Annotated in this window: 19 protein-coding genes; 11 read left to right on the top strand and 8 right to left on the bottom strand. The window is 70.3% G+C overall.

Annotated elements, in window-relative coordinates:
- Positions 1-18 precede the first annotated feature (18 nt).
- On the bottom strand, positions 19-519 hold the full coding sequence (gene ssb / locus BMW67_RS04510) for a single-stranded DNA-binding protein (protein WP_072745749.1): 501 nt from the start codon (positions 517-519) through the stop codon (positions 19-21).
- A gap of 144 nt (positions 520-663) precedes the next feature.
- Here ssb and uvrA point away from each other — a divergent pair, with 144 nt between their 5' ends.
- The 6 genes from uvrA (at position 664) to BMW67_RS04480 (ending at position 6325) form a co-directional block, all read left to right on the top strand.
- Positions 664-3531 carry an excinuclease ABC subunit UvrA gene (uvrA, locus tag BMW67_RS04505; protein ID WP_072745750.1) on the top strand — a complete coding sequence of 956 codons (2868 nt, stop codon included), beginning with the start codon at positions 664-666 and terminating at the stop codon, positions 3529-3531.
- Positions 3532-3615: 84 nt separating this feature from the next.
- Positions 3616-4050: a CBS domain-containing protein gene (locus BMW67_RS04500; RefSeq protein ID WP_072745751.1), complete on the top strand. Its 435-nt coding sequence runs from the start codon at positions 3616-3618 to the stop codon at positions 4048-4050.
- A gap of 88 nt (positions 4051-4138) precedes the next feature.
- Complete coding sequence (gene coaD, locus BMW67_RS04495) at positions 4139-4633, top strand: pantetheine-phosphate adenylyltransferase (RefSeq protein ID WP_072745752.1); 495 nt, start codon at positions 4139-4141, stop codon at positions 4631-4633.
- Between the two features lie 25 nt (positions 4634-4658).
- A complete protein-coding gene (locus tag BMW67_RS04490) occupies positions 4659-5234 on the top strand; it encodes a peptidylprolyl isomerase (protein ID WP_083581100.1) in 576 nt (191 codons plus the stop codon).
- A 35-nt stretch (positions 5235-5269) separates the two neighbouring features.
- Positions 5270-5755, top strand: a complete 486-nt coding sequence (locus BMW67_RS04485) for a peptidylprolyl isomerase (RefSeq protein WP_072745753.1) — start codon at positions 5270-5272, stop codon at positions 5753-5755.
- Between the two features lie 24 nt (positions 5756-5779).
- Positions 5780-6325 carry an RSP_2648 family PIN domain-containing protein gene (locus tag BMW67_RS04480; protein ID WP_072745754.1) on the top strand — a complete coding sequence of 182 codons (546 nt, stop codon included), beginning with the start codon at positions 5780-5782 and terminating at the stop codon, positions 6323-6325.
- A 12-nt stretch (positions 6326-6337) separates the two neighbouring features.
- Here the strand turns inward: BMW67_RS04480 and BMW67_RS04475 are convergent, their stop codons facing one another.
- Positions 6338-7051 carry a M48 family metalloprotease gene (locus BMW67_RS04475; RefSeq protein WP_072745755.1) on the bottom strand — a complete coding sequence of 238 codons (714 nt, stop codon included), beginning with the start codon at positions 7049-7051 and terminating at the stop codon, positions 6338-6340.
- A gap of 131 nt (positions 7052-7182) precedes the next feature.
- Between BMW67_RS04475 and BMW67_RS04470 the strand changes: the two genes are divergently transcribed.
- Positions 7183-8133, top strand: coding sequence for an SGNH/GDSL hydrolase family protein (locus BMW67_RS04470; protein WP_072745756.1), 951 nt, complete (start codon positions 7183-7185; stop codon positions 8131-8133).
- Between the two features lie 34 nt (positions 8134-8167).
- Here the strand turns inward: BMW67_RS04470 and BMW67_RS04465 are convergent, their stop codons facing one another.
- From BMW67_RS04465 to BMW67_RS04455, 4 genes are read right to left on the bottom strand one after another with little or no spacing between them, the layout of a single operon-like run.
- Positions 8168-9355: a vWA domain-containing protein gene (locus BMW67_RS04465; RefSeq protein ID WP_072745757.1), complete on the bottom strand. Its 1188-nt coding sequence runs from the start codon at positions 9353-9355 to the stop codon at positions 8168-8170.
- A gap of 28 nt (positions 9356-9383) precedes the next feature.
- Positions 9384-9557, bottom strand: a complete 174-nt coding sequence (locus BMW67_RS15655) for a hypothetical protein (protein WP_177174479.1) — start codon at positions 9555-9557, stop codon at positions 9384-9386.
- Positions 9554-10003 (bottom strand): GNAT family N-acetyltransferase, encoded by a 450-nt coding sequence (locus BMW67_RS04460; protein WP_072745758.1) that lies wholly within the window; start codon positions 10001-10003, stop codon positions 9554-9556. The genes BMW67_RS15655 and BMW67_RS04460 overlap by 4 nt, the downstream gene beginning before the upstream one ends.
- Positions 10000-10842: an AAA family ATPase gene (locus BMW67_RS04455; RefSeq protein WP_072745759.1), complete on the bottom strand. Its 843-nt coding sequence runs from the start codon at positions 10840-10842 to the stop codon at positions 10000-10002. Before BMW67_RS04455 ends, BMW67_RS04460 begins: the two co-directional genes overlap by 4 nt.
- 284 nt (positions 10843-11126) lie before the next feature.
- Here BMW67_RS04455 and dksA point away from each other — a divergent pair, with 284 nt between their 5' ends.
- Positions 11127-11549 (top strand): RNA polymerase-binding protein DksA, encoded by a 423-nt coding sequence (dksA, locus tag BMW67_RS04450; protein ID WP_072745760.1) that lies wholly within the window; start codon positions 11127-11129, stop codon positions 11547-11549.
- Between the two features lie 111 nt (positions 11550-11660).
- Here dksA and BMW67_RS04445 read toward each other — a convergent pair whose 3' ends face one another.
- Together BMW67_RS04445 and BMW67_RS04440 are read right to left on the bottom strand one after the other, a co-directional pair.
- A complete protein-coding gene (locus BMW67_RS04445; protein ID WP_072745761.1) occupies positions 11661-13235 on the bottom strand; it encodes a 2-isopropylmalate synthase in 1575 nt (524 codons plus the stop codon).
- 253 nt (positions 13236-13488) lie between these two features.
- Positions 13489-14904: an MORN repeat-containing protein gene (locus tag BMW67_RS04440; protein ID WP_072745762.1), complete on the bottom strand. Its 1416-nt coding sequence runs from the start codon at positions 14902-14904 to the stop codon at positions 13489-13491.
- A gap of 374 nt (positions 14905-15278) precedes the next feature.
- Between BMW67_RS04440 and BMW67_RS04435 the strand changes: the two genes are divergently transcribed.
- The 3 genes from BMW67_RS04435 to BMW67_RS04425 are packed head-to-tail and all read left to right on the top strand — an operon-like array spanning position 15279 to position 18855.
- Complete coding sequence (locus BMW67_RS04435; RefSeq protein ID WP_072746081.1) at positions 15279-16973, top strand: NAD+ synthase; 1695 nt, start codon at positions 15279-15281, stop codon at positions 16971-16973.
- Complete coding sequence (locus BMW67_RS04430) at positions 16970-17521, top strand: nucleoside-diphosphate sugar epimerase/dehydratase (protein ID WP_072745763.1); 552 nt, start codon at positions 16970-16972, stop codon at positions 17519-17521. The genes BMW67_RS04435 and BMW67_RS04430 overlap by 4 nt, the downstream gene beginning before the upstream one ends.
- Positions 17518-18855 carry a glutamate--tRNA ligase gene (locus BMW67_RS04425; protein WP_072745764.1) on the top strand — a complete coding sequence of 446 codons (1338 nt, stop codon included), beginning with the start codon at positions 17518-17520 and terminating at the stop codon, positions 18853-18855. The genes BMW67_RS04430 and BMW67_RS04425 overlap by 4 nt, the downstream gene beginning before the upstream one ends.
- Positions 18856-18951: the final 96 nt, after the last annotated feature.

The raw sequence follows: 18951 nt of genomic DNA, 5'->3' as shown, positions 1-18951 counted from the left end.
AGGCGCCCCGCGCGGCGATCAGAAGGGGATCTCGTCGTCGTCGATGCCCGACCCGCCCGAGGGGCCGGCGCCGAAATCGTCGGCGCGCCCGCCCCCGCCCGAGCTCCCGCCCGAGCCGCCGCCCGAAGGCCCGCCATAGCCGCCGCCGAAGTCGCCGCCGCCCTCGCCGCGGCTGTCGAGCAGGGTCAGCTCGCCGCGATAGGGGCGCAGGACGATTTCGGTGGTGTAACGGTCCTGCCCGCTCTGATCCTGCCATTTGCGGGTCTCGAGCTGGCCTTCGATATACACCTTCGACCCCTTGCGCAGGTAGCGCTCGGCGATGTTGGCGAGGGGCTCTGAGAAGATCGCCACCGAGTGCCACTCGGTGCGCTCGCGCCGCTCGCCGGTGTTGCGGTCCTTCCACGTCTCCGACGTCGCAATGCGAAGGTTGCAGACCTTTCCGCCGTTCTGGAAGGTGCGAACCTCGGGGTCGCGCCCGAGATTGCCGATGAGGATGACCTTGTTGACGCTGCCCGCCATGCGCTTCTCCAGTGCCGCGATTCCGTGGTTGCGCGCAGCCTATCGAAGGCCGCGGCGGGTTTCCAACGGTGATTGCGGGCCGCGGGGACTCGCATCCGCGCGCGGATGGTTTATGTAGCGGCGGTGACCTGAGCGGAGCCGAGCATGACGACCGAGCCCAAGACCATCGCGATCCGCGGCGCGCGCGAGCACAACCTCAAATCCATCGACGTCGACATCCCCCGCGACCGGCTGGTGGTGATCACGGGGCTGAGCGGGTCGGGCAAGTCCTCGCTGGCCTTCGACACCATCTACGCCGAGGGCCAGCGGCGCTACGTCGAAAGCCTGTCGGCCTATGCGCGCCAGTTCCTCGACATGATGCGCAAGCCCGACGTGGACCGCATCTCGGGGCTCAGCCCCGCCATCTCGATCGAGCAGAAGACGACCTCGCGCAATCCGCGCTCGACCGTGGGCACGGTGACCGAGATCCACGACTACCTGCGCCTTCTGTTCGCGCGCGCCGGCACCCCGCACAGCCCGGCCACCGGGCTGCCGATCGAGGCGCAGCAGGTCTCGGACATGGTCGACCGCGTCATGACGCTGCCCGAGGGGACGCGCGCCTATCTGCTGGCCCCCATCGTGCGCGACCGCAAGGGCGAGTATCGCAAGGAATTCGCCGAGCTGCGCAAGCAGGGCTTCCAGCGCGTCAAGGTGGACGGCGCCTTTCACGAGCTCGACGAGCCGCCGACGCTGGACAAGAAGCTGCGCCACGACATCGACGTGGTGGTGGACCGCATCGTCGTGCGCCCGGGGCTCGAGCAGCGTCTGGCCGACAGCTTCCAGACCGCGCTGGCCCTGGCCGACGGCATCGCCGTGATCGAGACCGCCCCGGCCGAGGGCGAGCCCGAGCGCATCGTGTTCTCGCAGAAATTCGCCTGCCCGGTGTCGGGCTTCACGATTCCCGAGATCGAGCCGCGGCTGTTCTCGTTCAACGCGCCCTACGGCGCCTGCCCGGCCTGCGACGGGCTGGGGGTCGAGCTGTTCTTCGACGAGCGGCTCGTCGTGCCCGACGAAAGCCTGAGCCTTTGGCAAGGCGCGATCGCGCCCTGGGCCAAGACGCGCACGCCTTACTTCAAGCAGACCATAGAAGCGCTTGGAAAACATTACGGTTTCGACATTCACGCCCCCTGGCGCGACCTGCCCGAGAAGGCGCGCCAGGTCCTGCTGCGCGGCTCGGGGGGCGAAGAGATCCGCTTCCGCTATGACGAGGGCGGGCGCGTCTACCAGATCTCGCGCCCCTTCGAGGGGGTGATCCCCAACCTCGAGCGGCGCTGGCGCGAGACCGACAGCGCCTTCATGCGCGAAGAGTTCGAGCGCTACCAGAACAACCGCCGCTGCGGCGCCTGCGGCGGCTACCGGCTCAAGCCCGAGGCGCTGGCGGTCAGGATCGGCGGGCTGCATGTGGGGCAGGTGTCCGAGATGTCGATCCGCGAGGCGCTGGAGTGGTCGCGCGGCGTCGAGGCGCAGCTGAGCGCGCAAAAGGCCGAGATCGCCCGGCCCATTCTCAAGGAAATCCGCGAACGCCTTGGTTTTCTTGTCAATGTCGGGCTCGACTACCTGACCCTTGCGCGCGGCTCGGGCACGCTCTCGGGCGGCGAAAGCCAGCGCATCCGCCTGGCCAGCCAGATCGGCTCGGGGCTGACCGGCGTGCTCTACGTGCTGGACGAGCCCTCGATCGGCCTGCATCAGCGCGACAACGGGCGCCTTCTTCAGACGCTGCGCAACCTGCGCGACCAGGGCAACACGGTGATCGTGGTCGAGCATGACGAGGAGGCCATCCGCGAGGCCGACCACGTCATCGACATCGGCCCCGGCGCGGGGGTGCATGGCGGGCGCGTGATCGCGCAGGGGCCGCCCGCGGCCATCGCCGCCGATCCGGCCTCGCTGACCGGGCAATACCTGTCGGGCAAGCGCGCCATCCCCGTGCCCGAGCGCCGCCGCCCCGGCTCGGGCCGCGCGCTGCGCGTGCTGGGCGCCAGCGGCAACAACCTGCGCGACGTGGACGTCGAGTTCCCCCTGGGCACGCTGACCTGCGTCACCGGCGTGTCGGGGGGCGGCAAGTCGACGCTGGTGATCGAGACGCTGTTCAAGACCGCCTCGATGCGCCTGAACGGCGCGCGCCAGACCCCGGCGCCGTGCCGCGCCATCGAGGGGCTCGAGCATCTGGACAAGGTCATCGACATCGACCAGTCGCCCATCGGGCGCACGCCGCGCTCGAACCCGGCGACCTACACCGGCGCCTTCGGCCCCATCCGCGACTGGTTCGCCGGCCTGCCCGAGGCCCGCACCCGCGGCTACAAGCCCGGCCGCTTCAGCTTCAACGTCAAGGGCGGGCGCTGCGAGGCCTGCCAGGGCGACGGCGTCATCAAGATCGAGATGCACTTCCTGCCCGACGTCTATGTCGAATGCGAGACCTGCAAGGGCAAGCGCTACAACCGCGAGACGCTCGAAATCAAGTTCAAGGACAAAAGCATAGCCGACGTTCTTGACATGACGGTCGAAGAGGCCGCCGACTTCTTCTCGGCCGTGCCCGCGATCCGCGACAAGATGGAGACGCTCAAGCGCGTGGGGCTTGGCTACGTCAAGGTCGGCCAGCCCGCCACCACCCTGTCGGGCGGCGAGGCCCAGCGCGTCAAGCTGTCCAAGGAGCTGGCGCGCCGGGCCACGGGCCGCACGCTCTACATCCTCGACGAGCCCACCACCGGCCTGCATTTCGAGGATGTGCGCAAGCTGCTCGAAGTGCTGCACGAGCTGGTCGAGCAGGGCAACACGGTGATCGTGATCGAGCACAACCTCGACGTCATCAAGACCGCCGACTGGATCGTCGACATCGGCCCCGAGGGCGGCGACGGCGGCGGGCGCGTCGTGGCCGCCGGCACGCCCGAGGACGTCGCGCGCGTCGAGGCCAGCCACACCGGCCGCTACCTGCGCCCGATCCTGGCCGCGGCGGGGCGCAGGGCGGGGGCGGCCTGAGGGCGCGGGCCAACGCGCGCCTTGACGGGCGCGCGCGCCCCGGTCACGCTTGAGCAAAGCGATGCAGCCGGGAGGAAGACGCGCATGATCGTCCTGCAGATTCTCAAGAGCAAGGGCTCGTCCAAGGTCGAGACCATCCGCCCCGACGCGCCGTTGTCCGAGGCCGCGGCGCGGCTGTCGGCGCGGCGCATCGGCGCGCTGATCGTGTCGCGCGACGGCCAGGCGGTCGAGGGCGTGATCTCCGAGCGCGACATCGTCCGCGTGCTGGGAACCGAGGGCGCCGCCTGCCTCGACCGCCCGGTCGAGGCGGTCATGACGCGCAAGGTCAGCAGCTGCGCGCCGTCGGACAAGGCCGTCTCGGTGCTGGCGCGCATGACCGAGGGGCGCTTTCGCCACATGCCCGTGCTCGAGGACGGCAAGCTGGCCGGGGTGATTTCGATCGGCGACGTGGTCAAGGCGCGCATCGAGGAGGTCGAGCGCGAAAACGCCGCCATGGCCGACATGATCAGCGGCGCCTGAGCCCGGGGCGCTTTGGGCTTGACCCGGGCGGCGCAATATTGTTGCGTCGCAGCGCGAGCGACGAAGCAAGCGAGGGGAGCACGCCCGAATGCGCACTGGACTTTACCCGGGCACCTTCGATCCCGTCACCTACGGGCATCTCGACATCATCCGCCGCGCCGCCAAGCTGGTCGACCGGCTTGTGATCGGCGTGGCGATCAACCGCGACAAGGGGCCGCTCTTCTCGCTCGAGGAGCGCACCCGCATGCTCGAGGCCGAGGTCGCCCCCATCGCGCGCGAGGCGGGCATCGAGATCGTCGCCGAGCCCTTCGAGAACCTGCTCATCCACTTCGCCGAGCAGGTGGGCGCGCAGGTCATCGTGCGCGGGCTGCGGGCGGTGTCCGACTTCGAATACGAGTTCCAGATGGTCGGCATGAACCGCGCCATGAACGACCGCATCGAGACGCTGTTCCTCATGGCCGACGCGCATCACCAGGCCATCGCCTCGAAGCTGGTCAAGGAGATCGCGCGCCTTGGCGGGGACGTGTCGCGCTTCGTCCCGCACGAGGTCGAGCGCGCGCTGTTCTCGCGCCTCAAGAGCTGAGCGCAGGGAAAGGAAGCCGATGCCCATGAACATCCTCCGCCGCCTCGCCGCCGGCCTGTGCGCCGCCGCGCTGGCGCTGACCGCCGCCCCCGGCCCGGCCGCCGCCGCCGATCCCGAGAACACGCTGGTCATCGAGCTGGAATCGGGGCCGGTGCTGATCGAGATGCTGCCCGACCTCGCGCCGCGCCATGTCGAGCGCATCAAGACCCTGGCGCGCGCCGGCGCCTATGACGGCGTGATCTTCCACCGCGTGATCGAGGGCTTCATGGCCCAGACCGGCGACGTGCGCTACGGCCGCGCCGACCGGCTGGACCTGCGCCGCGCGGGGATGGGCGGATCGGATCTGCCCAACCTGCCGGCCGAGTTCTCGAACATCGCCGCCTTCGAGCGCGGCGCCGTGGGCATGGCCCGCGGCCGCGATCCCGACAGCGCCAACTCGCAATTCTTCATCATGTTCCGCGCCGCGCCGCATCTGAACGGGCAATACACGCTCTGGGGGCGGGTGATCTCGGGCATGGAGCATGTCGACCGCATCGCCCGCGGCGAGCCGCCGCGCAACCCGGACCGCATGCTGCGCGTTTACGTCCAGGCCGATCGCTGAGGCCGAGCCCGCAAGGGGCCAGACAGGAAAGACACATGGAAATCAAAGACCCCGAGAACACTCTTGTCATCACGCTCGAACATGGCGAGGTGGCGATCGAGATGCGCCCCGACCTGGCCCCGCAGCATGTGGCGCGCATCAAGGAGCTGGCGCGCGAGGGTTTTTACGACGGCATCCCCTTTCACCGCGTGATCGAGGGCTTCATGGCCCAGACCGGCTGCCCGCACGGGCGCGGCACGGGCGGCTCGTCCAAGCCGAACCTGCCGGCCGAGTTCTCGGACGAGCCGTTCGAGCGCGGCACGGTGGGCATGGCGCGCACGCCCGATCCGAACTCGGCCAATTCGCAGTTCTTCATCATGTTCGCGCCCGCGCCGCATCTGAACGGGCAATACACCGTCTGGGGCAAGGTGATCTCGGGCATGGAGCATGTCGACGCCATCGCCCGCGGCGAGCCGCCGCGCAACCCGGACCGCATGCTCAAGGTCCGCGTGGCCGCCGACGCCCCCGCCGCCGAGGGCTGAGCGACGGCCCCGCGCCGCGCCTTTCTGGACGCCTGCGTCCTCTACCCGCCGCTGGTGCGCCGGCTGCTGCTGGCGGCGGCGGGGCGCGGGCTGCTGCGGCCGCTGTGGTCGGCGAGGGTGCTCGAGGAATGGGCGCGCGCGGCCGAACGCCGCCATGGGCTGGACGAGGGCCGCGCCGTGCGCGCCGAGGGCGCGCTGCTTGACGCGCTGTGGCCCGAGGCCTCGGTCCCGCCCGCCGAGGGGCCCGCGCCGACGCTGCCCGACCCGGACGATGCGCATGTGCTCGCGGCGGCGCTGGCCGGGCGGGCCGAGATCCTCGTCACCTTCAACCTGCGCGACTTTCCCGCCCCCAAGCTGCGGCGGCTGGGGCTGGCGCCGCTGCATCCCGACGCCGCCTTGTGGGAGCTGTGGGGCGCCGCGCCCGAGCTGATGCGCGCCGCGACGGCCGAGGCGCTGGCCGCCCATGTTCCCCCCGGCGCGCCGTCGCCCTCGGCCGAAGAGGGGCCGCGCCTTGTCAAGCGCGCGGGCCTGCCGCGTCTGGCGCGGCTGATGCGTCGCGAGATGGGCTGAGGCGCGCGGGCCTCAGCTGCCGGGCTCGGCGCAGCCGGTCTTGCGCGCGCCCTCGTCCCAGCGCGCGTGCAGGGCGCGGATGCGGGCGATGCGCTCTTCGATCTTCGGGTGGCTGGCCAGCCAGGCGGGGCCGCCGGCGGGGCCGGCGATGTCGGCCAGCTTGCGGAACATGGAGATCTGCGCCGCGGCGGGCAGGCCGGCCGCGCGCATCAGCGCGGCGGCGTAGGCGTCGGCCTCGAACTCGTCCCGGCGCGAAAGCCGCGCGGCCAGAAGGCCGGTCAGCAGCGTCGCGATCCATGCGCCGATCCCGGGCAGGAGCCGCCCCAGCACCATGGCCAGCGCCGCGCGCGCCGCGTTCTGCCCGGTCCAGTCGATCATGCGCCGGCGCGCGTGGCCCAGCGCCACATGGCCCAGCTCATGCGCGATGATCGAGCCGATCTCCTCGGCCGAGAGCCGCCCCATCCGATACTGGTCGATCACGCCCTGGGTGACGAAGATGCGCCCGTCGGGCGCGGCAAGCCCGTTGAAGACCGGAATGCGATAGACATGCGCGCGCAGGTTCTCGGCCCCGGCGGCGCGGCCCAGCCGGCGCACCACGGCTTCGAGCGGCGGATCATCCAGCGGCGCCGAGCGCGCGTCGAGCTCGCGCCGCAGCCGCCAGGCCGAGAAGCGCCACATCGCCAGCGCCCAGGCGACCATCAGAAGGATCGGCGTCAGCTTCAACATGCCTTGGATATAGGGCGCAAAGGCGCGCGCGTCACCCGCATTGACGCGGCGTCGCCGCAAGCGGCGCTTGCGCGCCGGGGGGGCGTGCGGCAAGCTTTGGTTAACCAAAATTGCGATCCAGGGAGGGATTCATGAAACATCCATTCGCCGCGGCGGCGCTGGCGGCACTGCTGGCCGGGCCGGCGGGGGCCGTCACCGTCGCCGAGCGCTATTCGAGCTTCATCGTCTTCGGCGACAGCCTGTCCGATCCGGGCAATCTCTATGCCGCCACCGGCGGCGCGGTTCCGCAAAGCCCGCCTTATTACGCCGGCCGCTTCTCGGACGGTCCGGTCTGGGCCGAGACGCTGGGCGCGAAATTCGCGGCCGAGGGCAAGCCGGTGGCGAATTACGCCTTCGGCGGCGCAAAGGCGGTGAAGGCGGACGATTTTCCGTTCGACATTCCCGATCTGGCGGACGAGCTGGGCCTTTTCGCCCTGTCGCCCATGCCCGCCGCGCTTGGTCCCGAGCCCCTGGCGGCGCTGTGGTTCGGGGGCAACGATCTGTTCAAGGCCCAGGACGACGGCGGCGCGGCGCTGATCGCGGCGGCCGAGGCGGCGGCCGATGCCGTGGCGGATGCGGCGCAGAGCCTGTTCCGGTTCTACGGCATCGCGGACATCCTGCTGGTCAATCTGGGCGATGTGGGCGCGACGCCCGCCTATGCGCGCACGTCGCTCGAAGCGGACATGACCGCGGCGACCCTGGCCTACAACGCGCGGCTTGCGGCGAACGCCGACCTTCTGCGCCTGTCGGGGCTGGAGGTGACGCTGTTCGACAGCTACGCGCTGGGCAAGCGCATCGCCGACGATCCCGCCGCCTACGGCATCACGAACGCGACGGATGCGTGCTTCGACGGGGTCACGGTCTGCGCCGATCCGACCGCCTACGCCTTCTTCGACGGCGTGCATCCGTCCTCGACCGCCCACAACATCCTGGCGGCGCGCATCGAGGCGGCGCTGCCGGTGCCGGTTCCGGCGGCCGGCGGGATGCTGCTGCTGGGGCTTGGCGCGCTGGCGGCGGCGGGCGCCCGGCGCAAGGCCGCCTGAGCGGCGCGCGCCCCGTCCGCGCGGGCGGGGCGCGTCAGCGGCTGAGCTCCTTCATCGCGCCTTCGAGGCCCTGAAGGGTCATCGGATACATGCGGTCGGCGAAGATCTCGCGGATCATCTGGATCGAATGGGTGTAGCCCCACCGGTCCTCGGGCACGGGGTTGATCCAGACGTTCGAGGGCCACTGGTCGATGGCGCGGCGCAGCCAGACCTCGCCGGCCTCCTCGTTCCAGTGCTCGTTGGCGCCGCCGGGATAGGCGATCTCGTAGGGGCTCATGGACGCGTCGCCGATGAACACGCATTTGTAGTCGCGCCCATAGGTGCGCAGCACCTCCCAGGTGGGGATCTGCTCGGTCCAGCGGCGGCGGTTGTCCTTCCACACGCCTTCGTAAAGGCAGTTGTGGAAATAGAAGTATTCCAGGTGCTTGAATTCGGACCGCGCGGCCGAGAACATCTCTTCCATCACCTTGACGTGGTCGTCCATCGAGCCGCCCACATCCATGAACAGCAGCACCTTGACCGCGTTGCGCCGCTCGGGGCGGGTCTTGACGTCAAGATAGCCATGCTCGGCGGTCGAACGGATGGTGCCGTCCAGGTCCAGCTCCTCGGCCGCGCCCTCGCGCGCCCAGCGGCGCAGGCGCTTGAGCGCGACCTTGATGTTGCGCGTGCCCAGCTCGACCGAATCGTCGAAGTTGCGGAACTCGCGCCGGTCCCAGACCTTGACCGCCCGCCGATGGCGCGAGCGGTCCTGACCGATGCGCACGCCCTCGGGGTTGTAGCCATAGGCGCCGAAGGGCGATGTCCCGGCCGTGCCGATCCACTTGTTGCCGCCCTGGTGGCGGCCCTTCTGCTCTTCGAGCCGCTTGCGCAGCGTCTCCATCAGCTTGTCGAAGCCGCCCAGCGCCTCGATCTGGGCCATCTCTTCGGGGGTGAGGTGCTTTTCGGCCAGCTTGCGCAGCCATTCCTCGGGCAGGGCGACGGGCGATCCGCCCTCGGGGGCGCCAGAGACGGCCTCGAGCCCCTTGAACACCTGGGCGAAGACGCGGTCGAACTTGTCGATGTTGCGCTCGTCCTTCACCAGCGCCGCGCGGGCCAGGTAGTAGAAGCCCTCGACGTCATACATGACGACCTGCTTCTCCATCGCCTCGAGCAGCGTCAGGTATTCGCGCAGCGACACGGGCACCTTGGCCTCGCGCAGCGCAAGAAAGAAGTTCACGAACATGGCGCCGGCCTCCGAAGGAATTGGCGGGTCAGTTGGTCAGTCCCTGCCAGTCGCCGAGCGTGACGAAGGCATACAGCGCCAGCGCCGCCGCCAGGCCGTGCACGATGCCGTAGCGCACGCGGTCGGCAAGGCCGCCGCCGGCGCGGCGCGCGCGCAGCCAGCCCAGGGCGAAGAAGGCGATGAAGACGGCAAGCAGGATCATGGGCGCTCCGCTCGGGCATACTTGATGAAGGGCGTGCGTTCGGCGACGCGGTCATACAGGGCGCGCGCCGCGTGGTTGAACTCTTGCGTCAGCCAGTAGACCGTCGGCCGTCCGGCCTGGTCGGCGGCGGCGTAGACGGCCTCGATCAGCGCGCGGCCAAGGCCGGCGCCGCGCGCGGACGGGTCCACATAGAGATCCTGCAGATAGGTGACGCCCTCGGGGCGCCAGCAGTGATCGTGGAAGATGAAGTGGACCAGCCCCGCCGGCGCGCCGTCGCGCTCGGCGATCAGCGCGCGCATGTTCGCCGAGCCGCCCGGCAGGAGGCGCGCGAAGGTTTGCGCATAGGTCTCTTCGGGCAGCGCGGCGCCGTAGAAGTCGAGATAGCCGCGCCAGAGCGCGCGCCAGCGCGGCGCGTCCCCGGGCGCGAGGGGGCGGATGACGCTCACGCGCGCGGCCGCCGGGCCATGAAGGCCAGGCGCTCGAACAGGTGCACGTCCTGCTCGTTCTTGAGCAGCGCCCCATGCAGGCGCGGCAGCGCGGCGCCCGGTTCGGCGCGCAGGTCCTCGGCGTCCAGATCGTCGGCCATCAGCAGCTTGAGCCAGTCGAGCGCCTCGGAGGTCGAGGGCTTCTTCTTCAGCCCCGGCGTCTCGCGCAGCTCGTAAAAGCGCGTGAGCGCGGCGCGCAGCAGGGTCGGCTTGATGTCGGGGAAGTGGACGCGCACGATCCGCTCCATGGTCTGCGCGTCGGGGAAGGAGATGTAGTGGAAGAAGCAGCGGCGCAGGAAGGCGTCGGGCAGCTCCTTCTCGTTGTTCGAGGTGATGATGACGATGGGCCGATGCCTGGCGCGGATGGTCTCGCCGGTCTCGTAGACGAAGAACTCCATCCGGTCGAGCTCCTGCAGCAGGTCGTTGGGGAACTCGATGTCGGCCTTGTCGATCTCGTCGATCAGGAGCACGACCTTCTCGTCGGCCTCGAAGGCCTCCCACAGCTTGCCCTTCTTGATGTAGTTGCGCACGTCGCGCACGCGCTCGTCGCCCAGCTGGCTGTCGCGCAGGCGGCTGACGGCGTCGTATTCGTAAAGGCCCTGCTGCGCCTTGGTGGTCGATTTCACGTTCCACTCGATCATGCGCAGCCCCAGCGCCGAGGCCACCTGGCGCGCCAGCTCGGTCTTGCCGGTGCCCGGCTCGCCCTTCACCAGAAGCGGCCGCTCGAGGGCGATGGCCGCGTTCACCGCGATGGTCAGATCCTCGGTGGCGACGTAGTCGGAGGTGCCTGTGAATTGCATCGAATCCTGCCTGAATTTCGCGTGACGATGGTCGCTTGACGGCGCAAATTGCCCTGATAGGGGCGCGGAGGCAAGCTTTGCCTCGATTTGCGGAACGGCGTGCCGCATCGCCTCGCGCCCGCAAGGTTGAACGGAAAAGCGCAAGCTTTCGCGTGACATGCGCCGGGTCTGGCGCTATCAGTTCGACCCAAGGCGGGCGGCCGCGGCAAGGGGAGGGCCGGGCGCGACAGGCGCCGAAAAGGCGACGCGCCGCCTTAGGGGAAGCCAATGCGAGGTGTTGGGAGATGAAGTCCGAAATCGTGCTTGAGCCCGGCTATGTTCCGGCTGAGGACGAGCCGTTCATGAACCCGCGGCAGAAGGAATATTTCCGCCGCAAGCTGCTTGCCTGGAAGGAAAGCATCCTGAACGAGAGCCGGAGCACGCTCGAGGGCCTTCAGGAAGGGCCGATCTACGCCCCGGACATCGCCGACCGCGCCGCGGCCGAGACCGACCGCGCCATCGAGCTGCGCACGCGCGACCGCCAGCGCAAGCTGATCGCCAAGATCGACGCGGCGCTGCGCCGGATCGAGGACGGCACCTATGGCTATTGCGAGGTCACGGGCGACCCGATCAGCCTCAAGCGGCTGGACGCGCGCCCGATCGCCACGCTGAGCCTGGCCGCGCAGGAGATGCACGAGCGCCGCGAGAAGGTCTATCGCGACGACTGACGAGGCGCGGGCCTCGCCCGGCCGAATCGCAAGGCGAAGAAAACGGGCCGCGCCGGCAGATCCGGCGCGGCCCCTTTCGTTTCGCGCGGCGTCCCTGCCGCGGGCGGGGGCTCAGGCCCCCTTGGCCACGGCGTCCGGGGCGCGCTTTTCCCGCCGCACCATCAGGCGGTTGAGCGCGTGCACATAGGCCCGCGTCGAGGCCAGGATGGTGTCGGTGTCGGCCGACTGGCCCGAGGCGATGCGCCCGTCCTCCTCGATGCGGACCGAGACGGTGGCCTGCGCGTCGGTCCCCTCGGTCACGGCGTGAACCTGGTAGAGCTGCAGCCGCGCCTGGTTCGGCACCAGCTGGTTGACCGCCTTGAAGCAGCTGTCCACGGGGCCGTCGCCGGTCGCGGTGGTGGTCTTCTCTTCGCCGTCGATCTCGAGCGTCAGCACCGCCGAGGGACGCAGCGTGCCGCAGGTGACGGTCAGCGACTTGACCTTCACGCGGTCCGAGCCGGCGTCCGAGTGCATCTCGGTCATCAGCGCCAGCAGGTCCTCGTCATAGACCTCCTTCTTCTGGTCGGCCAGGGCCTTGAAGCGCACGAACACGTCGTTGAGCTGGTTGTCGCCCAGCTCGAAGCCCAGCTCGCGCAGCTTGGCGCGCAGGGCGTTGCGGCCCGAATGCTTGCCCATCACCAGGTTCGAGGCGGTCAGGCCCACATCCTCGGGGCGCATGATCTCGTAGGTGCCGGCGTGCTTGAGCATCCCGTCCTGGTGGATGCCCGATTCATGCGCGAAGGCGTTCTTGCCGACGATGGCCTTGTTGTATTGCACCGGAAAGCCGGTGATGCGGCTGACCAGGCGCGAGGCCTGCATGATCTTGGTCGTGTCCACGCCCGTGCGCCAGGGCATGATGTCGTTGCGCACGCGCATGGCCATCACCACCTCTTCGAGCGCGGCGTTGCCCGCGCGCTCGCCCAGGCCGTTGATGGTGCATTCCACCTGCCGCGCGCCCGCCTCGACCGCCGCCAGCGCGTTGGCCACGGCCATGCCCAGATCGTTGTGGCAATGGGTCGAGATGACGACCTTGTCGATGTCGGGCACGCGCTCCTTGAGCATGCGGATCAGCGCCGCGCTTTCGCCCGGCGCGGTGTAGCCGACCGTGTCGGGGATGTTGATCGTGGTCGCACCGGCCTTGATCGCGGTCTCGACGGCGCGGCACAGGAAATCGTGCTCGGTGCGGGTGCCGTCCTCGGGGCTCCACTGCACGTCGTCGGTCAGCGAGCGCGCATGCGAGACCGAGCGCGCGATGGCCTCGAGCACCTCTTCGGGCTCCATCTGCAGCTTGTATTTCATGTGCAGCGGCGAGGTGGAGATGAAGGTATGGATGCGCGCGCGCCGCGCGCCCTGCAGCGCCTCCCAGGCGCGGTCGATGTCCTTCGCGCCGGCGCGGGCGAGCCCGCACACCACCGCGTTCTTCACCACCTTGGAAATCTCGCGCACCGCTTCGAAATCGCCCTCGGAGGCGATGGGAAAGCCGGCCTCGATGATGTCGACGCCCATCTCGTCCAGCAGCGTCGCGACCTCGAGCTTCTCGGTCAGCGTCATGGTCGCGCCGGGCGACTGCTCGCCGTCGCGCAGCGTGGTGTCGAAGATCAGCACGCGCTCCTGCTCGGGGGCGCCGTTTGCGGTCTGTTCGGTCATGTCATTGATTCCCTGTCCGGGTCCGGCATCGCCGGGTTGCCTCTTGCGGCGCGAAGCGGCGTCCCCTGAGCGCGCGCGCCGACGACCCCGGCACGCTCAGGGGCGGCTAAGGAGAAGAAGCGCGGCGCGCACGCCGCCGGTCCCGCGCAGGGCGCGGGGCTGGGGCAGGGGGCGTATGGGCGCGCGGTGCGTCATGCGGCCGAATATACGCGCCGCGGCGCGAAAGAAAAGCGCATCTTGCGCGCCGCGCGCGTCACTGCGCCTGGCTGGGGGCGGGCGCCGAGGCGCGGCGGCCGTCGATCCACTCGCCTTCGTAGACGGCGCCCGAGGCGTATTCCATCTTGCCCTCGCCATGGCGCTGGCCGTTGCGGAAGGCGCCGGTGTAGACGTCGCCGTTGCGATAGACCGCCACGCCCTGGCCGTGGATCTCGCCGCCCTTCCACGAGCCGGCGTATTCGAAGCCGTCGGGCATGGTGATGCGGCCCTGGCCCTCGCGCAGCCCCTCGGCGAAGTCGCCCTCGTAGACCGAGCCGTCGGGGAAGGTGGTGCGGCCCTTGCCGTGCTGAAGGCCGGCCTTCCATTCGCCCTCGTAGACGTAGCCGTCGGGGTAGGTGATCTTGCCCACGCCGTCCTGCTTGCCGTCCTTGAACTGGCCCTCGTAGACGGCGCCGTTGGCGTAGCGCGCCACGCCCTCGCCCTCGATGCGGCCCTCGACCCAGTCGCCTTCATACGAGCCGCCGTCGGCATAGACGATCTTGCCCTTGCCGTGCTGCTTGCCGTCCTTGAACTGGCCCTCGTAGACGGCGCCGTCGGGATAGACCGCGCGGCCCTGGCCGTCGATCTTGCCGCGCGACCAGCTTCCTTCGTAGCGGAAGCCGTCGGCGGCGACGAAGGTTCCCTGGCCATGGCGCTCGTCGGCGTCGAACTCGCCCTCGTAGACGTCGCCGTTGGCGTAGCGCGCGACGCCCCGGCCATGGCGGTTGCCCTGGACGAACTCGCCCTCGTAGACGTCGCCATTGGCCTGCACGGCGACGCCGACGCCGTCGATCTCGCCGGCCTTCCACGAGCCCTTGTAGACGAAGCCGTCGGGCAGGCGGATCTCGCCCTGGCCCTCGCGCTTGCCGGCCACCAGGCGGCCGGCATAGACCGAGCCGTCGGGATAGGTGACCACGCCCTCGCCGTCGGGCAGGCCGTCCTTGAATTCGCCCTCGTAGCGGTAGCCGTTGGGGCGGGTCATCACGCCCTTGCCGTTCTGGCGCGAGTCGCGGAACGCGCCCTCGTAGACGATGCCGTTGGCATAACGCGCCACGCCCTGGCCCTCGATGCGGCCCTCGACCCAGTCGCCTTCATATGAGCCGCCGTCGGCGTAGACGATCTTGCCCTTGCCGTGGGGGCGGCCGTCCTTGAACTGGCCCTCGTAGACCGAGCCGTTGGGATACTCGGCGCGGCCCTGGCCCTCGATGCGGCCCTCGACCCACTCGCCGACATAGCGGAAGCCGTCGGGGCGCGTGAAGGCGCCCTTGCCGTGCTGCTTGCCGTCCTTGAATTCGCCTTCGTAGACGTCGCCGGTGTCGTAGGTCTTCTTCACCACCTCGGCGCGGGCCGCAAGCGGCGCCGCTGCCAGGGCCGCGGCCAGCGCCGCGAAAGCGAATCCGGGCTTGCTGCGCATCGATTTTCCATCCCCTGCCGGCGCATGGCGCCTTGTTGTTCCTTGCGTCGCGCGGCGCACGGCCCGTGTTCCGCGCGGCGGGCGGCGACACGATACGGGCGGCGGCGCGGCCGCGCAACGATCCTGCGCATGGTGCATTCAAATTTCGTTCATTTCAATCGAATCGGCCCGCACTCCCGAATTCGCGCCCGCCAATGCGCACCCCGCCCGCGCCGCCATGGGGCCGTCGCGCCGCCAACCCGCCGCCAACCCGCCGCCAACCCGCCCTTGTGTCGGCGCGCGCGCTGAGGCTATCTGCCTTGCGCGAAGGCCGCGCCATCCCGCGCCGCCAGACGCAAGCCGCCGGACCCAACAAGACGGGATCAGACGCCGCCATGGACACCGCCACTGCTCGATCCGGCCCGCGCCGGCTGCGCATCGCCCTTGGCCAGCTGGGCCCGCGGGTCGGAGACCTGGACGCGAACGCCGACAAGGCGATCGCCGCCCATGCCCGCGCGCGCGAGGCCGGCGCCGACCTTGTGGCGCTGCCCGAGATGTTCCTGGCCGGCTATCAGCCGCAGGACCTGGTGCTCAAGCCCGCCTTCCTGCGCGCCGTGCGCCGGCGCATCGAGCGCCTGGCCGCCGCCTGCGCCGACGGTCCCGCGCTGGGGATCGGCGCGCCCGATTTCGCCGAGGGGCGCGTGTGGAACGCCTGGTTCGTGCTCGAGGCCGGCGCCGTCAAGGCGGTGATCCGCAAGCACGAGCTGCCCAATTACGGCGTCTTCGACGAAAAGCGCCTCTACGCCCCGGCCGAGCCGCAGGGGCCCGTCTCGATCCGCGACGTGCGCGTGGGCGTGCCGATCTGCGAGGACGCCTGGACGCCCGAAGTGTGCGAGACGCTTGCCGAGACCGGGGCCGAGATCCTGCTGGCGCCCAACGGCTCGCCCTACGAGCGCGGCAAGCTCGAACAGCGCCACGCGCTGATGGTCGCGCGGGTGATCGAGACGGGGCTGCCGCTGATCTACCTCAACATGACGGGCGGGCAGGACGACCAGGTCTTCGACGGCGGCTCGTTCGCGCTGGCGCGCGGCGGGCGGCTGGCGCTGCAGATGCCGCTCTTCGACGAGGCGATCGAGATCGTCGAGCTGGAGGAGGGCGACGAGGGCTGGCGTTTCGTCGCCCCGGCGGGGCGCGCGGCGCTGGCGCCCGTGCCCGGCCCGCTCGAGACCGACTACCGCGCCATGGTCGAGGGCACGCGCGACTACGCCGCCAAGACCGGCTTTTCGCGCGCGCTGCTGGGCCTTTCGGGCGGGGTGGACAGCGCGCTGGTCGCGGCGGTGGCGGCCGACGCGCTGGGGCCCGGGAACGTGCGCTGCGTCATGCTGCCTTCGCGCTACACCTCGGCGCAGTCGCTCGAAGACGCGGCGACGGTGGCGCGCGCCCTTGGCTGCGCGCTGCACGAGCTGCCCATCGAGGGGGCGGTCGAGGCGGTGGGGCGGGGGCTGGCGCCCTTTTTCGCCGGCCTCGCCCCCGACGTGACCGAGGAGAACATCCAGTCGCGCCTGCGCGGGCTCTACCTCATGGCCTTGTCGAACAAGTTCGGCGAACTGCTTCTGAGCACGGGAAACAAGTCCGAGCTTGCCGTGGGCTACGCGACCCTTTACGGCGACATGAACGGGGGCTGGAACCCGCTCAAGGACGTCTACAAGTCGCGCGTCTTCGCGCTGTGCCGCTGGCGCAACGCCCATCACCGGCCCTGGATGCTGGGGCCGGCGGGCGAGGTCATCGCGCCGCGGATCATCGACAAGCCCCCCAGCGCCGAGCTGCGCGAGGGCCAGCGCGACGAGGACAGCCTGCCGCCCTACGAGCGGCTCGACGCCATGCTCGAGATGCTGATCGAGCAGGACGCCGCCATCGAGGACCTTGTCGCCGCGGGCCATGACCGCGCCGAGGCCGAGCGCGTCGAGGGGCTGCTGCTGCGGGCCGAATACAAGCGCTTCCAGTCCGCGCCGGGGCCCAAGCTGGGGCCGAAGGCGTTCTGGCTGGACCGGCGCTATCCGATCGCGAACGCATGGCGGGACAGGGAATGAGCGAGCTTGAGCGCGCGCTGCGCATGGGCGACGACGAAAGCCACGTCGAGACAAGGTTTTACCTCAACCCCTTCAAGTTGTGGTCGCTGGTGGCGCTGCTGCTGGGCGGGGCCTTCTTCTTCGCCTGGCACGCCGTGCGCGCGGGCTGGCGGCCCGACACGCCCGAGGCGCCCGGCACGCTGGCGCTGGGCGCGCTGGCGGTGGTTCTGTTCGCGCTGGCGCTGGTCTTCCGCCGCGAGGCCAGGGACCCGGCGCCGGCGCTCGAGGTCACGCCCGAGGGGCTGCGCGACCGGCGCCTCGGCTTCGTCCCCTGGTCGGATGTGGACAATTACCGCCTGCGGGGCGGCATGTTCACGCCTTGCTTCGGCTACGATCTGCGCCGCGGCGTCCGGCCCGAGCGCGGGGCGCTGTTCTACCGCGTGACCGGCACGTTGGCCTGGATGGGCGGGCTGCCGCGCCGCAACTTCCGCAAGGCGATGATCGTCGGCGGACTTGAACCGATGCTTGAAGCTTGCCGGGCCATGCGCCCGGATCTGGAGCGAAAATGACCGTCGTCACCCGTTTCGCGCCGTCGCCGACGGGGCTCTTGCATGTGGGCAATCTGCGCACGGCGCTGTTCAACTGGCTGTTCGCGCGCAAGGCCGGCGGGCGCTTCGTGCTGCGGCTCGACGACACCGACGCCGAACGCTCGCGCCCCGAATTCGCCGACGCCATCCGCCGCGATCTGGAATGGATGGGGCTCGACTGGGACCAGGAGCTGCGCCAGTCCGAGCGCATGGATCTTTACCGCGCCAGGGCCGAGGCGCTGCGGGGGCAGGGGCGCCTTTACCCGTGCTGGGAGACCCCCGACGAGCTCGAGCGCAAACGCAGGCTTCGGCGCATGCAGGGCCGCCCCCCGATCTACGACCGCGCGGCGCTGGCGCTGGACGAGGACGAGCGCGCGCGCCTTGGCGCCCAGCGTCCGCCGCACTGGCGCTTTCTGCTCGAACATCGCCGCGAGGGATGGGACGATCTCTTCCTCGGCCCACGCGAGGTGGACGCCGCCTCGATGTCCGATCCGGTGCTGATCCGCGAGGATGGGCAGTTCCTGTATACGCTGTGCTCGGTGGCCGATGACGCGGATCTGGGCGTGACGCATGTGCTGCGCGGCGCCGATCACGTGTCGAACACGGCGGTGCAGATGCAGATCTTCCGCGCGCTGGGGGCCGAGGCGCCGGTCTTCGGCCATCACGCGCTGCTGACGGGGCCGGGCGGCGCGCCCTTGTCCAAGCGCCTTGGCGGCCTGTCGCTGGCCGATCTGCGCGCGCAGGGGGTCGAGCCGATGGCCCTGGCGTCGATCCTGGCCCGGCTGGGCGGCGCCGCGGCCCCCGAGCCGCGGCTGAGCCTGCGCGAGCTGATCGCCGAATTCGACCCCGCCGCTTTCGGCGCCGCGCCGGCCGCCTTCGATCCGGCCGATGCGCGCGCCATGACGGCGCGCATTCTGCGCCTGACGCCTTACGAGGCGGCGGCCCCGGCGCTGGCGGCGCGCAACGCCGATCTCGGGCCGCGCTTTTGGGAGACGGTGCGCGAGAACGTCGCCTCATGGGACGAGGCCGCCGCCTGGGCGCGCATTCTGCGCGAGGGCGCGCGACCCGACGTTGCGCCCGAGGACCGCGCCTTCGTGGCCGAGGCGCTGGCGCTTCTGCCGCCGCGGCCTTGGGACGAGACCGCGTGGAAGCGTTGGACCGACGCGGTCAAGGCGGCGTCGGGGCGCAAGGGGCGCGCGCTTTTCATGCCGCTGCGCAAGGCGCTTACGGGCAAAGGCTCGGGCCCGGACATGTCGCGCCTCATGCCGCTGATGCAGGGCCCGGCGCCGCGTCCCGAGGACGTTTCCGCCGATTGAGGGCGGAGCGCGGGTTCGCGGCGCGCGCGGATCTGGTCATATCCGCAGTGCGCATAATCAATATTATGTCAAATAATGGCTGCTCATGAGGATGCA

The organism is Oceanicella actignis, from assembly GCF_900111545.1.
Taxonomy (GTDB): Bacteria; Pseudomonadota; Alphaproteobacteria; order Rhodobacterales; family Rhodobacteraceae; genus Oceanicella; species Oceanicella actignis.
The sequence above is the reverse complement of the archived record's forward strand: the minus strand, read 5'-3'. Positions and strand labels throughout refer to the sequence as shown.